The sequence below is a fragment of the Streptomyces sp. NPDC057950 genome (assembly GCF_042887295.1).
Classification (GTDB): domain Bacteria; phylum Actinomycetota; class Actinomycetes; order Streptomycetales; family Streptomycetaceae; genus Streptomyces; species Streptomyces kaempferi.
Genome location: NZ_JBHVPP010000001.1, coordinates 536,295 through 551,181, shown reverse-complemented (window position 1 = coordinate 551,181; position 14,887 = coordinate 536,295). Strand labels below are relative to the sequence as shown.

Sequence of the window (14,887 nt, the reverse complement as noted above, 5' to 3'; positions counted from 1 at the left end):
GTGCGGATCCCGGCTGATGCCGAGGACCCACAGCCTGGCCGCCCGCCCGACCCGATGGGAGTTGCGCCGTTTCCTGTTGCCGTATGCGGATATTTCCGTGACCCTCGACTGCATCACTCAACCAACCCCGCAGGCCCCCATGCCCAGTTCACGGACGGATACATCCATCCCTTGACCATTACGGGGAAAGCGTTTTCAGGTAACCGCCCGCCCCGCCAGGCCAACCGCCCATCACCTGCCAGAGTGCCCTTCGGTGCGTAACAGACAAATACGACCAATCAGCGAATAATCGACCGATAGCTCATCAAGTGTTCGTATTCACGCCACGTTCGGAACCTCGATGCGGTCGTGCACGGCGCCAGGGACCCCGGGCCGGCGGGGCACCTGTCCGGTTGCCGAATCAGGCAGCCGAGCGGGTCTCCCATGTATCCGCTGATGCGCAGATTGCCGAGGTGGGTCTCCGGGGTGCGGTCCTGGCTGGGCCGGTTCCCGCGTGCGACGTCCCGGGGGCCTACTCACTCCAGCCGCCCGGCCCAGTTCCTCAGCGTCTCCGGATTGATCCCAAGATCGGCGGCAAACGACGACCTGAACGTCGCCGCCACCCGGGACCCCGGACAGAGGCGGCCCAATCCCGCTGCCACATCGCGGCTAAGCGACCGTGAGCACGAGCTTGCCCTGGATGTGTCCTCGGGCGGCGCGTTCGTGCGCGGCCCGGGCGTCCGCGAGTGCGAACGTACTGTCGATCGCGACGCGGACCGTGCCCGTATCGAGCAGGCGTCCTAGTTCGGCGAGCTGCGCGCTGTTCGAGCGGACCGTGGTGCCCGTGACGGTGACGCCCAGCTTCGCGTTCTCTTCTTCGTCGAATTCACCGAAGAACACGGGGAAGTGGGAGCCGCCGCGCTTGAGCGTGCGCAGGAACCGTTTGCTGTCGGGGCCACCGACGGCGTCGAGAACGAGGTCGACGTCGTGTACGAGTTCCTCGGGGCGGCTCTTGGTGTAGTCGATGAACTCGTCGGCGCCGAGCTCGCGCAGGAACGATTCATGCGCGCCCGACGCCACCGCGATGACACGTGCGCCCTTCCATTTCGCCAGTTGGAGCGCGAGGTGCCCCACGCCGCCCGCGGCGCCGTTGATGAGCACCGTCGAACGGGCGTCGAGTGGCACCGGGCGATGCTGCGCCGCCTGGAAGGGCGACGGGTGATCGTGCCCGAGCTCGATCAGGTACTGCCACGCGGTGAGGCCGGACATGGGCGCGCCGGCCGCGTGGACGTGATCGATGCCGGCGGGCTTGAGTGTGAGGTCCGACGCGGGCGCGGCCACGTACTCGGCATAGGTACTGCCCTCGAAGCCGGGGAAGCGAAGGAGGCCGAAGACCTCGTCGCCGACGGAGAAGCCGGCCACATCCGCGGCGACGGCCTCGACGACGCCCGACAGGTCCGTCCCCGGGATCGCGGGCAGACTGAACTTCGGCCTCATCTCCGGAGGCAGGTTGGACATCCCGTCACGCAGGTACCAGTCGGGAGGGTTGACGCCGACCGCGTGCACGCGGACGAGCACCTCCCCCGGCCCCGGCGTGGGAACCGGCACCTCGTCGTGGCGCAGGACTTCAGGGCCACCGTGCCCGTGGAGCCGGATCGCCCTCATCGTCTGTATCGACATCGTCTTCTCCTGTCCGCGCTGCGGATAGACTCATTCGGATCAGTGGTCCATGTATCCGGACCGCTGATCCGAATATATGGACCACTGATCCGGATAGTCAAGGGGGACAGATGCGCGCCGACGCCAGGAAGAACCGTGAGCACCTGCTCGCGGTAGCGGGCACCACCATCAGCGAGCAGGGCGTCGACGTGTCACTGCGGGACATCGCACGCAGGGCCGATGTCGGACTCGCGACACTGCTGCGGCACTTCCCGACGCGCGAGGCGCTGCTCGATGCCCTGCTCCACACGAGCTTCGACGAACTGACCGCCAAGGCAGGCGCCCTCGAGACGTCCGACTCCCCCGACGACGCCCTCGTTTCATGGCTACGCGACTGCGTCGCGTGGACGACCGAGTACCGGGGCGCGGTCGTACTGATGGCCGCCGCGATCGAGGACACCGAGTCCGCACTCCACGCTTCGTGCGTCACCCTGCGCGCAGCCGGCGCACGTCTCCTCACCCGCGCCCAGTCCGCGGGCCTGGCACGGACCGACATCGACGGCACCGACCTGTTCGCACTGGTGGAGGCGCTCGCTTGGCTCGGTGATCAAAACGCGCTCGCACCACGCGCCGATCACCTCTTCGACGTGGTCGCGAGCGCGATCATGACGCGCCCGAACTGAAACCGTCTCGCGGGCTGACCGGCGAACTCGGCCGCCCGCGCACGTTCGGCAAGATCGGATCGACGCCGCGTCCGCCAGCGAGATCAACATGGGTATCGGCCTCTGAACTCCCTGCCTGGACGCCTTCGGGCGACGTCTGAACCGGTGTCGTCAACCCTTTTCCCGGTGATCTTGGAACTGCCGGTCGGACGGTTGCCCGGACTTTCCCACAGAACCTGCCGGTCCTGCGGTGTCCAGGTCACCGATCCGGTCGGCGAGGGTTCTCAAGGCTTCAGAAGACGGGGAGCCGGGTTGAGCTGTACTCACGAACAGCCACTGGTCCGGATCACCGGGAAAGACAAGGGACTCATAGTCCAAGGTGACTTCCCCGATCAGGGGGTGCCGGTAATGCCTGGTGCCGTGGGAGTACTCCTCCACATCCTGTGCGGCCCACCACCGACGAAAGTCCTCATCCACGGCCGACAGCTGATCAATCAGCTCGGTCAGCCGCGGATCGTTCGGATGGCGACCCGCGTACAGGTGCAAACCTGTGACGACCATCCGGGCGGCCATGTCCCAGTCAATAAATAGCTCACGCGCCGCAGGGTCGAGAAATATAAAACGCGCCAGATTTCGCTCGCGGGCCGGCAGGGCATCGAAATCCACATACATCGCGCAGGCCATTCGGTTCACGGCAAGAACGTCCATGCGGCCGTCAAGAATCATGGCGGGAATGTCCCGAAGAACCTCGAGCAGCGCGTACACACCTGGACGCACTCGCCACGGCACGGCGGGCCGACTCACCCTGGCCACGGACTGCGGCCTGGCCAGGGCGAACAGATGGGCACGCTCGACATCGTCCAGCCTCAGAGCGCGGGCTACGGCCTCCAGCACCGCTTCCGAGGCGTTGGCCACCCGCCCGCGTTCCAGGCGGATGTAGTAGTCCGCGCTCAATCCGGCGAGGAGCGCGACCTCCTCACGCCGGAGTCCCGGAACACGACGACTCGCCCCCGGTGTGACCCCGACCTGCCCGGGAGTCACCCGGGCTCGCCGCGAGCGCAGAAAATCGCTCAGCTCTTTGTTGTCATCTGAACCGGACGACGTCGTGCCCATATATCGAGGCTAGCCCTCAACGCGCCGCTCCGGCAAACGCACCGTGGATTTATTACCCCACATAAGTCAATCCTCAATCCTAGTCATTAAAAATGGGAGATCCCTGAAAGGGTCTCTCTGAAAAGGTGGAGTGAAACCGTCCCCCGCACCGCCGGACGAGGATCGAGCCGCGTCGTGCATGGGCGGTTGCTCAGTGACAGGGAAAGGGGGGCCTGGCAGTACCTGTATCAGCAGACCATGACCGAGACAGACCTGTTTGACCGCCCACAGGCGCCTTTCCGACTGGTTCTCTGGATTGCAGGTCACCACGAAGCCCGCGGGCCTCACCGACCTGGCCGACCAAGGCACGAAACCCCGTTCGCCACTCTGGCGACGCATCGGGAATATTCCACCGAAGTCAAGAAACAAGGACATCCCCATGGAACTGAAGCTCGAAATGATCGTGATGCCCGTCTCCGACATCGACCGGGCCAAGGCCTTCTACGAGCAGGTCGGATTCCGCCTGGACGTCGACCACACGGCCAGCGAGGACTTCCGAGCTGTGCACTTCACACCGCCCGGCTCCGAGTGCTCGATCATCTTCGGCAAGGGGATGACACCCATCGCACCCGGCTCGCTCCAGGGCCTGTACCTCATCGTCTCCGACATCCACGAAGCCCACGCGGAACTCGTCGGCCGCGGCATCGAAGTCAGCGAGATCTTCCACGACGCCAACCTCTTCTTCCACGGCCACGAGGAAGGGGACGTCACCCACCGGTCCCCCGGCCAGGAGCGTCTGGCCGGCCCGCACCCCGAGCGCGCCTCCTACGGCTCCTTCCTGACCTTCAGCGACCCGGACGGCAACGGCTGGGTGCTCCAGGAGATCACGCAGCGCCAGCCCGGCCGCTGAAAATCCCAGAAGCTACCGCCCAAAAGCTGCCGCCGGCCAGGGCCCAGTGCGGTGCCGCGGGCCCTGGCGCCGTCCGGCTGCGGGGATCGGCAGACGCGGCCGGTCAACGGGCCGCGGTGGCCGGGGTGTCCGCCCGAGTCACGGAAGCCAGTGGGGACGAGACATTGAGGAACGAAACAGTGAGGAACAGAGCATCGATGAACGAGACGACCCGCACCTACGACGTGATCGTCATCGGCGGGGGCCCTGTCGGCGAGAACGTGGCCGAACGCGCCCGCGCCGCAGGACTCAGCACCGTGATCGTAGAACGCGAACTCCTGGGCGGTGAGTGCTCGTTCTGGGCCTGCGACCCGAGCAAGGCGCTGCTGCGGCCGGTGGTGGCACGTGCCGACGCGAGCCGCGTGCCGGGGCTCGACCCGGCGGTGGCCGGCCCGCTGGACGTCGAGCGGGTCCTCGCACATCGCGACAGGATGTCCTCGTACTGGAAGGACGAGGACCAGGCCGACTGGCTGAACTCGGTCTCCGTCGACCTCGTACGCGGTCACGGGCGCCTCACCGGCCCCCGGCGGGTGGCCGTGGAGACACCTGAGGGCGACACCATCACCCTGATCGCCCGGCACGCCGTCGCGCTCTCCACCGGCACCCGCGCCGCTCTGCCTCCCGTCCCCGGACTCGACACCGTTCGCCCCTGGACCAGCCGCGAGGCCACCAGCGCCCGCAAGGTGCCCGGCCGACTCACCGTCGTCGGAGGCGGTGTGGTCGCCGTCGAGATGGCCACCGCCTGGCAGGCACTCGGCTCCCGGGTCACCATGCTCGTCCTCGAGAACGGTCTGCTCGAACGGATGGAGCCGTTCGCCGGCGAACTGGTCACCGACTCACTGCGCGAAGCAGGCGTCGACATCCGCTTCGGCACCACCGCCACCTCCGTGCACCGCGACGGCGGCGAAGCCGACGAGGTGCGGATCACACTCTCCGACGGCGGACAACTGGCCGCGGACGAGATCCTGTTGGCCACCGGCCGCGCCCCACAGACCCGGGACATCGGCCTGGAAACGGTAGGACTCACCCCCAGCGACTGGCTGACCGTCGACGACACCTTCCAAGTCACCGGCATCGACGGCGGCTGGCTCTACGCCGTCGGCGACGTCAACCGCCGCGCGCTGATGACGCATCAGGGCAAGTACCAGGCGCGGATCGCCGGCACCGTCATCGGCGCCCGCGCCAAGGGAGAACCCGTCGACGACGCCCCCTGGGGCGCGCATGTCGCCACCGCCGACCACACGGCCGTCCCCCAGGTCGTCTTCACCGTCCCCGAGATCGCCTCCGTCGGCCTGACCAGCCGCGAGGCCGAGCGGATCGGGCGCCACGTCGACGTCGTCGACTACGACCTGTCCAAGGTCGCCGGCGCCCACCAATACGGCGAGGACTACCGCGGCCGTGCCCGCATGCTCGTCGACACCGACCGCAACACCGTGGTGGGTGTCACCTTCGCCGGCCCCGGTGTCGGGGAACTGGTCCATTCGGCCACCATCGCGGTCGCCGGTGAGGTGCCCCTCGACCGACTCTGGCACGCCGTCCCCGCCTTCCCCACCCTCAGCGAAGTCTGGCTGAGGCTGCTGGAGACCCACCGCGGCTGAACACGCCCCACCCGGCATGCGATCCGGCCCCACAGCCCGTACTCGACAGGTGCGTCCCGCCACGGAACACCCGTCCGGATCCGGAACCGTATGCCATCAATCGGCCTCCGTCGAGGGCGGACAGACGGCCGCCGCGCGCTGACAGCCTTCGTCAACAGCGGCTCCGGCACCGCCTACCGCTCGTCCGTGGGATCTCCCCGCCCATGAAGCCTGAGCGTTCACAACCCAAGATCTACTTTCGACGCACGGCCCAACTGGCAGGCGCAGCAGCGACGTAGCCGCCGGCCGCGGAGCGGACTTGCTCTACGGGCCGGTCGAGGTGATCGGCACGGACGCACATCGTCCAGGGGCGGAGGCGTGGTGGAGAATGCAGGAGTGGTGGCCCCGGTTCCGACGGGGCCACCACCCACTGTCCGGCCCCTGTACGGTCAGGCCGGTTCGGTCAGGGTCAGCGGTAGCAGGTGGTCACCAGGACCGTGTCACCCGCGTGGACGACTGTCGGGGCGTGCGGAGAAAGCGCGACGACCGCGTCCTGCTGCTTCTTGCAGTCGGGCATCCGGACCCGGGTGAATGTGGGCGTGAGGTTGAAGTGGACAAGCGCCACCCTGGCCCTCGCCGCGCTCGCACCGGCCAGCTGCTCCTTGGCGATCCTGCCGTCGCTGGTGCGGACGAGCAAGGTGGTGCGGTCGGCGGCCGTGCTGTGGGCGGCGGTCTGCGCCGAGGCGTGCGAACCGCTGCTGCTGCCGACGGCGCCGGCGGCCAGGGCGGTGCCTGCGCCGCAGGCCACGACCAAGGCGGTGGCGATGCCCGCGATGGCCGTGGCCCGCTTGCGGCGAGCTCCGCGCTCGATGACGGCCGTCTCGAAGTGCGGCGTGTCGGCGGTGCTCACGAAGTCGTTCATAGCGTTCATCAGTTCCTGTTCGAAGAGTGTGCAGCCAGAAGGCTGCGAATCGTTTGATCTCATCGGATTCCTTCCGTGGGCTGCTGTGGTGAAGGGCTGGAGAGCGTGGGGAACTGACCTCTGAGCTTGTTGATGCCGCGGGCGAGCTGAGACCGCACGGTGCTCGGTGAGATCTTCAGGTCGGCCGCGATCTCGTCATCCGACAGATCGTGGAAGTACCGCAGTACCACGACCGTCCGCATGCGAACCGGCAGACCCTGGAGGGCCCGGACCAGCTGGTCCCTCGTGTCCACCTGCCCGTACTGGTCCCCAGGGGCGGCACGGTCACCACCGTCCTGGTGCGGGACCGTACGACGGAACCTCCGCCACCGGTCGTTGACCAGGTTCACCATGATCCGCCGCACGTAGGCCTCCGGAGCGTCCTTGGCGGCGATGGTGCGCCACTTGCGGCAGGCCCGCTCCAGGGTCTCCTGGACCAGGTCCTCCGCGGTCTCGCGGTTTCCCGTCAGGACGAGAGCCCCGCGGAACAGCATGGCCGACCGGCCGACGACGAAGTCATGGAAGTCGTACTCCGCCTCCGCTGATATGGGCTCACTGATTCCGACAAGGACATCGCGCTCGGTTGCCAGGTCCACATCCCCATCCCTTCCTGTCACCCCTCTCCGACGGGAAAGCGGTCCTGGATGCTGCATGCACATCCTGAGACCTGGGTCACATTGCCGGGCCGTCAGAAGGAACAGGCCCCGCTCGGCGACGGGTTCGGACCAGGTTCGAGGTGAAGCCGACGCCGTCCGTGTCCGTGTCCGTGTCCGCGATCAGCGTGCCCTTGGAGACTTCGAAGCCTTCGCCGATCTGGCCTGCGGATACCTCCCGGTCATCTGCCTCGCAGCACCTGAACGGTGAGCCGAACGCCGCGAGGTCGGCCACGGACGCGCTGTCCAGCGATGCGGGGTCGATCACAGTCCACGAACCGGCCCGCCGGGTCCTCATCGCAGAACTGGGCGAGTGGACAGCGCCTATGCGGGCCATGCGCGTGATCCGTTGAGGGGCTGTGCGGCCCTGCCACTCTCGTCCCAGAACCGGCGAGGAGTCAGACGGAATCACAGTACGCATGAGGACGCGCCACCCACTCCATCGGAGGCGGGGAACCACAGGTCAGGTCTGTGACCATCTCACCTCGCTCGTAATGCGGTTGGCCAGCGGCAACCCGAGCCCTCGGGATACCGGGTAGATGCGACCCAGGCGGCGACGATTGGCCAAGCCATCAAGCCTCCCCCGGCCTCTCGGACCCGCACCCGAGGTGGCCCGGCTTCTCAAACGGCAGGGGTCGGTTCCACAGCAGGTCAACCGTGGCACGCAGCCTCCCGCGCCAGGCGAGTGCTCGAAAATCAGCCCGCAGAAGCGTGCGTGACCACAACCAGGGATGACGGCGGCTGCTTCCTGCAATGTCGTCACTGCACGCGGCCGCTAGCACGCCAACCACCGGGATAGCCATGAGCATCACCAGCACCGGCAGGATGCCGCCCTCCGCGCTGACCACAACCTCGCCGAGGAAAAGCGTTCCGGCGACCACGCCCGCCAGAAGCCGACGGACCAGCCCATGCGATGTCAGCCGGCCGGGCGCGAGTGTCGACGACGGTCACCTCGCCACGCTCCGGGACATCGGCGATGACCGCGTCCACCATTTCGACCTGGGTCTTGAAGACGGCCTGGAGGCGCCCCCGCAGGGCACCGGCCTGGTTGCTCATCTCCAGGGAGACGTTCCCGAACAGGCACCCCAGTACGGAACCGCAGTCGTTCCGGCCTTCCCGCTCGCGCGACTCGGACACCGCGCTCCTGCTCGAACCACGAGCTGAAGAGGATGTGCATCACCTGAAAGGTCGCGGGATACTGGCAAATGGGACAGGCCGAGCGCAGCGGGGATGGCCAGGGTGGTGTTCCGTTGATGATTTCCACCGACTGTTGCCCCATTTGCCGTATTCAAAGGACCGAGTCGTAATCTCCGTCGGGCGCAGACAAAGCTGCGGCTCCTCTCCGCGCTGCCGGGCCGCCCAAAATGTCCACCGCCGACGAATTTCCGCCTCTCGTCAGGCCGCAACTGGCACCGCACGCACAGCACTCGGCGGCCGCAATGCGCGATCCCGATTGTGACGCCAGCGGAACTATAGTGGTTAATCCTGGAGGAAGCAGAATTCTGTACTGTCGCCGGGCGAACCGCATACATGAGAGCGAGGTTCTGATGAATGCAATTCTCACGCTCCCTCAAGGAGAGGGGCAGGATTTCGACTCAGGTGAGGTCTACTTCATTGGCAACGCAACAACGTTGATTCGCTTTGCAGGCTTCGCGATTCTGACGGATCCCGCGTTCTTGCACAGGGGAGACCATCTCCATCTCGGGCACGGTATCTATGCTCGGCGCGAGATGGAGCCAGATTGCCAGGTAGTCGACTTGCCCGCACTCGACCTGATCATCTTGTCGCACTATCACGCCGATCACTTCGATCATGTCGCGGCTCAGGATCTCGACAAGGAGATCCCGGTGGTCAGCACGAAGCACGCGATCGAGGAGCTGCGATCGCTTGGCTTCAGCAACGGTAGCGCGCTGGACACGTGGGAGAGCCAGACGGTACGAAAGGGCGATGCCCGACTCGTAGTGACGGCCATGCCTGCCGAGCACACCAGCGACTTCGAGATGGCCGACCTGTTGATGCCCGTCAACGGAAATCTGCTCGACTTCTACAACGGCGACCAACGCCTTTTCCGGCTCTACATCAGCGGCGACACGATGCTGCACAACCGCCTGCATGACGTCCCCCGGCACTATCCCGACATCGACCTAGGACTGTTCCATGCGGGTGGGACGACGCTCTTCGTGACTACGGTGACTATGACCGGGGCTCAGGCTGTCCGCTGTGCTGAGATCGTCAAGCCGCACACCGCGATCCCGATCCACTACAACGACTTCTCGGTTTTCCGCTCCGGTCTCGACGACTTTAAAACCGCCGCCGCCGAGTCATCGACGCCCGTCAGATTCCACTATCTGACGCACGGTGACCGTTACAATTTCTCGCCGGAGCAATAGCTTCTGGGCCTCGTCTGCCCGGTCACGGCTCGTTGGCCAGTTCGGATGGTCCAGATCCTTGAGAGCCTGCTCCGACAGCCGGGCAAGCCCCTCACCTCGCCCCCGGGCGAAACGCGCGCGAGCCTCGCACCGGGCGTGCTCCTTGGCGGTGGCTCGAGCGGCATCCTCGTTGTCGTACCGCATCACGTTGTGCCGCTCGTAGCCCTCGTGCGCGTCTGCGCGTCTGCGCACGCCTGTCCGCTTTCAAGGGCCCTGCAGCCCTTCCAGCCGTGGTACTTGTCGCCCTGGTCGCTCACCCAGAAATCTGGCATATCAGGGAGTCTGCTCGGGAGAGCGTTGCGTCACGGTCCTGGCCCAGATCATGCGGCCCGCTCCTGCCACTCGTCGAGGACACCGATCCGGGCTCCTGCCCAGATCAACGCGATCAGGCGGACACCGGTGATCGCGCGCCATCGGGCCTGGACGAACTCGGCAGGTCTGAACCCCATGTCGAAGACGGATGTCTGGACTGCGGGCTCCGCGAGTGGTAAAGGAGCCCGGGGGCGAAATTCGGGACGCATGACCAGAGCCGTTGTTGTCCGTGTCCCAATCGCGGACAGGCCGGGGCCGGCATGCTCAGGCGCAGTACCCGCCTGGCTTCTCCGTACGGGTCGTAGCTGATGGCGCGCGCGACGCCCTCCATCCACGAACTCGATGATGAGCATCCATGAAAATCCAGCTATGATGACACGCATCCTTAAAGGGGTCGAATCGAGAGCGACGCGAGAGGACGGCCATGCCGCGGATCACCCAGCAGGACAAGGCCCGCAACCGGCAGAACATCCTCGACGCGGCGAGCCGCATGTTCCGCTCGCAGGGCATCGACGCGGTCGGCATCGCCGATCTGATGAAGGAAGCCGGACTCACCCACGGCGGCTTCTACAACCACTTCGCCTCCAAGAACGACCTGGCCGTGGAGGTGTGCGCCGCCTCCTACGCCGCCTCGCTCACGGTCCTGGCCCGCACGATCGAGGACGGTCCGGACCAGACCGGCTCCCCGCTGGAGCGGGTCGTGGCCGGCTATCTGTCCACCGCGCACCGTGACGCCCCGGACGGCGGCTGCCCCTCCGCCTCCCTGGCCACCGACGCCGGACGGCACAGCGAAGCCGTGCAGAGCGCGTACGCCGAAGGCGTCGAGGGATACCTCACCGGCTTCACCGCCGAGTTCCTGCGCGAAGCCGAGGACAAGGACCACGAGCTCGACCCGGCCGAAGCCCGCCACAGGGCCATCCGCCTGCTCAGCGAAATGGTCGGCGCGCTGACACTCGCCCGCGCCGTCCACCACGTCGGCCCCGAACTCTCCGACGAGATCCTGCGCACCGGCCGCGACCACTCCCTCGACTGACGCGACTCAGGGCCGCCCGTTCCTGGACTCCCACGGCTGGACGTCGGCTGCCAAGAGCGGCGACGACTTCCGAAGCCCATCGACGACTTCCGAAGCCCATCAAGGATGTTCAGAGACGACGGCACCGGCAAGGGCCAACCCAATGGCAGCTGGAGCGATGGCTGAACGTTCGGGGTTCTGCATGGGAGGCTCCTGCTTTTGGGCGCACGGAATCATGGGCCCGCCGTTGCCGAGTGAGTACCGCGTTACCTGCCGGGTTTTTGATGACCCCCGCCACGCAGGAGTGAACCCTCTGGTGCACCCCGGCCGTCCGGGGCACACGCTTTGTTGCACTCGACCGGAACCGGGAGGATCGTAATGATTGGGCGGCGGCGCGGCCGGAAGGTGTTCACCCGCCGGCCAGAAGGCGCCCCGGCACAGCAGCGGAACATCACCCTCGGCTCACTCAGCGACGTTCTCCTGGAGGGGGCACTCGATGAGGCCGTACAGCCTGCCGGAATCGATTGAAGCGTGCCTGTTCGACCTGGACGGTGTCATCACGAAGACGGCCGTCGTACATGCGGCCGCCTGGAAACAGACGTTCGACGACTTCCTCCTGCGGCGCGACGGATCCGGCTTCACGCCCTTCGACGTCACCCAGGACTATGACGAGTACGTGGACGGAAAGCCACGCGCCGACGGTGTGCGCAGCTTCCTCGCCTCGCGCGGAATCAGGCTTCCCGAGGGCTCCCCGGACGATGAGGGGGACACGGTGCAGGGGCTGGGGAATCGCAAGAACGATCTTCTGTTGGAGAAGATCAGCACGGAGGGTGTCGAAGCCTACCCGGGCACCATGCGCTATGTCCGAACGGTTCGGCAGCACGGCCTGAAGACGGGTGTCGTGTCCTCCAGCGCGAATTGCCGGGAGATCCTGGTGGCGGTCGGGGCCGAGTCGCTGTTCGACGTTCGCATCGATGGGCTGGTGGCCGCGGAGCGCGGGCTTCCCGGCAAGCCGCATCCTGATACGTTCCTGGCCGCCGCAAAGGACCTGGGTGTCACAGCGCGGGTGTCGGCTGTCTTCGAGGACGCACTGGCAGGAATGGATGCCGGCCGGTCGGGCCACTTCGGCTACGTCGTCGGCGTCGACCGGGTCGGTCAAGCGGACGCACTGCTCGCCCACGGCGCTGACATCGTCGTGCAGGACCTCGCTGAGCTGGAGCACCAGGGATGATCACGGACTCTTGTTTCGCCGTCGATCCTTGGGTTCTGAAGGAGACGCCTCTCAACTTGGATCTGCTGCCGCAGAGCGAATCGGTCTTCGCGCTCTCCAACGGTCATGTCGGCTGGCGTGGAAATCTCGACGAGGGCGAGCCTCACGGGCTGCCCGGCTCCTATCTCAATGGCGTCCACGAGGTACACCCGTTGCCCTATGCGGAAGGCGGGTACGGCTACCCCGAGTCCGGCCAGACAGCCGTCAATGTCACCAATGGAAAGATTCTGCGGCTCCTGGTCGATGACGAGCCCTTCGACCTGCGTTACGGCAGGCTCCGCAGCCACGAGCGTGTGCTGGACATGCGTGCCGGACTGCTCCACCGCAGCTGTACGTGGACCTCGCCGGCGGGCCGCACGGTACGGGTGCGCTCAACTCGGATGGTCTCCTTCACCCAGCGCTCCATCGCCGCGATCGCCTACGAGGTCGAAGCGGTCGACGCCCCGGTGCGCGTCGTGGTGCAGTCCGAACTCGTTGCCAACGAACAACTTCCGCCCGTCGCAGGCGATCCCCGCGCAGCCGCGGCCGTGGAGAGGCCCCTCGATGCGGAGGAGAACTGTGCGCTGGGGAACCGTCTCCTGCTGATGCACTGCACGCGCAACAGCAAGTTGCGGGTCGCGGCCTCGGCCGACCACACCGTACAGGGGCCCGAGCAGACGCAGATCAGTGGCGAGAGCAGCGACGACGTCGCGCGTCTGACTGTCACCTCGATGCTGCTCCCGGGCGAGAAGCTGAGGATCGAGAAGCGGGTCGCCTACGGCTGGTCACGCATGCGTTCCCTGCCCGCCGTGCGCGACCAGGTGCAAGCCGCGCTCGCGGCGGCTGGTAGCACCGGCTGGCAAGGGTTGGTGGATGAGCAGCGGCACTACCTGGACGCGTTCTGGGCACGGTCGGATGTCGAGGTCGACGGAGACGAGGAAATCCAGCAGGCCGTACGGTTCGCGCTGTTCCACGTGCTGCAGGCCGGCGCCCGCGCCGAACTGCGGGCCATCCCCGCCAAGGGGTTGACGGGCACCGGCTACGACGGCCACTCATTCTGGGACACCGAGACCTTCGTCCTGCCGCTGCTCACCTATACCTCGCCCGGTGCCGTCGCCGAGGCGTTGCGCTGGCGGCAGAGCACCCTGCCCGCGGCCCGGGACAGGGCCGAGCAGCTGGGGCTACGGGGAGCCGCGTTTCCCTGGCGGACCATCGATGGTTCGGAGTGCACCGCCTACTGGCCGGCCGGCACTGCCGCCTTCCACGTCAACGCCGATATCGCGGACGCCGTCATCCGCTACGTCTCCGCCACCGGCGACGAGGACTTCGAGCAGACCAGTGGGGTGGAACTCCTTGTGGAGACGGCGCGGCTGTGGATGTCGCTGGGCCATCACGACCACCGCGGCATCTTCCACATCGACGGTGTGACCGGACCGGACGAGTACAGCGCGGTCGCCGACGACAACGCCTACACCAATCTCATGGCTGCCAGGAACCTGCGCGCGGCGGCCGACTGCGCCGAACGTCACCGTGACCAGGCAACGGCTCTTGGGGTGGACGACGAGGAGACGGCGGCCTGGCGCGACGCCGCGGAGGCCATGCACCTGCCCTACAACGACGACCTGCAAGTGCATGAGCAGCACGCGGGGTTCACCGGTCACCAGCTGTGGGATTTCGCCGCGACCCGACCCGACCAGTACCCCTTGCTGCTGCACTTCCCCTACTTCGACATCTACCGCAAACAGGTGGTGAAGCAGGCGGACCTGGTGCTGGCCATGTACACGTGCGGCCAGTCCTTCGACACCGAACAAAAGGCCCGCAACTTCGCGTACTACGAACCGTTGACGGTCCGCGACTCGTCATTGTCCGCGTGCTGCCAGGCGGTCCTTGCCGCGGAGGTGGGCCATGAACGACTTGCCTACGATTATGCCGCCGAGGCTGCGCTGATGGACCTGAACGACCTGGAAAGCAACACTCGGGACGGGCTGCACATCGCCTCGTTGGCCGGAACCTGGATGGCCCTGGTGTGCGGTTTCGGCGGATTGCGCCACGACGGCGACACGCTGTCGTTCACGCCCCGACTGCCCGAGAACCTCAGCCGGCTCGCTTTCCACATGGGGATCTGGGGCCGTCGCCTGCGAGTGGAGATCAAGACGGGAATCGCCACCTACACCTTGCTGGCCGGCCAGACGATGACCGTGCGGCACCATGGCGAAGCACTCACCCTCACGGCCGACTCTCCTGTGAGCCGCCCCGTCCCCGTCCCCACCGTCCGCCCGACCCCCGAACAACCTCCGGGCCGCAGCCCGGGTCAACTCCAGTTGCACCATGGGAACCAGTGACGACCGGGCGG

13 protein-coding genes and 1 pseudogene are annotated in these 14,887 nt (G+C 66.7%); 7 read left to right on the top strand and 7 right to left on the bottom strand.

The annotated features are described in order from the left end of the window. Positions 1 to 648: 648 nt before the first annotated feature. Positions 649 to 1,659, bottom strand: a complete 1,011-nt coding sequence (locus tag ACFVTC_RS02495; protein ID WP_390123113.1) for an NADP-dependent oxidoreductase — start codon at positions 1,657 to 1,659, stop codon at positions 649 to 651. A 110-nt stretch (positions 1,660 to 1,769) separates the two neighbouring features. Between ACFVTC_RS02495 and ACFVTC_RS02490 the strand changes: the two genes are divergently transcribed. Further along, complete coding sequence (locus ACFVTC_RS02490) at positions 1,770 to 2,321, top strand: TetR/AcrR family transcriptional regulator (RefSeq protein ID WP_390123111.1); 552 nt, start codon at positions 1,770 to 1,772, stop codon at positions 2,319 to 2,321. Between the two features lie 150 nt (positions 2,322 to 2,471). Here the strand turns inward: ACFVTC_RS02490 and ACFVTC_RS02485 are convergent, their stop codons facing one another. Further along, positions 2,472 to 3,413, bottom strand: coding sequence for a helix-turn-helix transcriptional regulator (locus ACFVTC_RS02485; RefSeq protein ID WP_390123109.1), 942 nt, complete (start codon positions 3,411 to 3,413; stop codon positions 2,472 to 2,474). A gap of 418 nt (positions 3,414 to 3,831) precedes the next feature. Here ACFVTC_RS02485 and ACFVTC_RS02480 point away from each other — a divergent pair, with 418 nt between their 5' ends. Both ACFVTC_RS02480 and ACFVTC_RS02475 read left to right on the top strand, forming a co-directional pair. Then, positions 3,832 to 4,302 carry a VOC family protein gene (locus tag ACFVTC_RS02480; RefSeq protein WP_390123107.1) on the top strand — a complete coding sequence of 157 codons (471 nt, stop codon included), beginning with the start codon at positions 3,832 to 3,834 and terminating at the stop codon, positions 4,300 to 4,302. Positions 4,303 to 4,499: 197 nt separating this feature from the next. Next, positions 4,500 to 5,939: a dihydrolipoyl dehydrogenase family protein gene (locus ACFVTC_RS02475; protein ID WP_390123105.1), complete on the top strand. Its 1,440-nt coding sequence runs from the start codon at positions 4,500 to 4,502 to the stop codon at positions 5,937 to 5,939. An 11-nt stretch (positions 5,940 to 5,950) separates the two neighbouring features. Here ACFVTC_RS02475 and ACFVTC_RS02470 read toward each other — a convergent pair. The 4 genes and pseudogenes from ACFVTC_RS02470 to ACFVTC_RS02455 all read right to left on the bottom strand — a co-directional run. Then, a pseudogene (locus ACFVTC_RS02470) lies at positions 5,951 to 6,109 on the bottom strand (transposase); the annotation flags it as partial. 278 nt (positions 6,110 to 6,387) lie between these two features. Continuing rightward, the gene (locus ACFVTC_RS02465) at positions 6,388 to 6,849 is read right to left on the bottom strand and encodes a hypothetical protein (RefSeq protein WP_390123103.1); all 462 of its coding nucleotides are present in this window, start codon (positions 6,847 to 6,849) and stop codon (positions 6,388 to 6,390) included. Positions 6,850 to 6,899: 50 nt separating this feature from the next. Then, on the bottom strand, positions 6,900 to 7,475 hold the full coding sequence (locus tag ACFVTC_RS02460; protein WP_390123101.1) for a SigE family RNA polymerase sigma factor: 576 nt from the start codon (positions 7,473 to 7,475) through the stop codon (positions 6,900 to 6,902). Between the two features lie 76 nt (positions 7,476 to 7,551). After that, positions 7,552 to 7,767 (bottom strand): hypothetical protein, encoded by a 216-nt coding sequence (locus tag ACFVTC_RS02455; RefSeq protein WP_390123099.1) that lies wholly within the window; start codon positions 7,765 to 7,767, stop codon positions 7,552 to 7,554. Between the two features lie 1,312 nt (positions 7,768 to 9,079). Here ACFVTC_RS02455 and ACFVTC_RS02450 point away from each other — a divergent pair. Continuing rightward, positions 9,080 to 9,922, top strand: coding sequence for an MBL fold metallo-hydrolase (locus ACFVTC_RS02450; RefSeq protein WP_390123097.1), 843 nt, complete (start codon positions 9,080 to 9,082; stop codon positions 9,920 to 9,922). A 359-nt stretch (positions 9,923 to 10,281) separates the two neighbouring features. On the opposite strand, the gene ACFVTC_RS02445 is transcribed toward ACFVTC_RS02450, so the two are convergent. After that, a complete protein-coding gene (locus ACFVTC_RS02445; protein WP_390123095.1) occupies positions 10,282 to 10,410 on the bottom strand; it encodes a hypothetical protein in 129 nt (42 codons plus the stop codon). A gap of 287 nt (positions 10,411 to 10,697) precedes the next feature. Here ACFVTC_RS02445 and ACFVTC_RS02440 point away from each other — a divergent pair, with 287 nt between their 5' ends. From ACFVTC_RS02440 to ACFVTC_RS02430, 3 genes are all read left to right on the top strand, one after another. Further along, positions 10,698 to 11,306 carry a TetR/AcrR family transcriptional regulator gene (locus ACFVTC_RS02440; protein ID WP_390123093.1) on the top strand — a complete coding sequence of 203 codons (609 nt, stop codon included), beginning with the start codon at positions 10,698 to 10,700 and terminating at the stop codon, positions 11,304 to 11,306. Positions 11,307 to 11,781: 475 nt separating this feature from the next. Next, positions 11,782 to 12,516, top strand: a complete 735-nt coding sequence (locus ACFVTC_RS02435) for an HAD family hydrolase (protein WP_390123090.1) — start codon at positions 11,782 to 11,784, stop codon at positions 12,514 to 12,516. After that, positions 12,513 to 14,876: a glycoside hydrolase family 65 protein gene (locus tag ACFVTC_RS02430; protein ID WP_390123088.1), complete on the top strand. Its 2,364-nt coding sequence runs from the start codon at positions 12,513 to 12,515 to the stop codon at positions 14,874 to 14,876. The genes ACFVTC_RS02435 and ACFVTC_RS02430 overlap by 4 nt, the downstream gene beginning before the upstream one ends. Positions 14,877 to 14,887 lie beyond the last annotated feature (11 nt).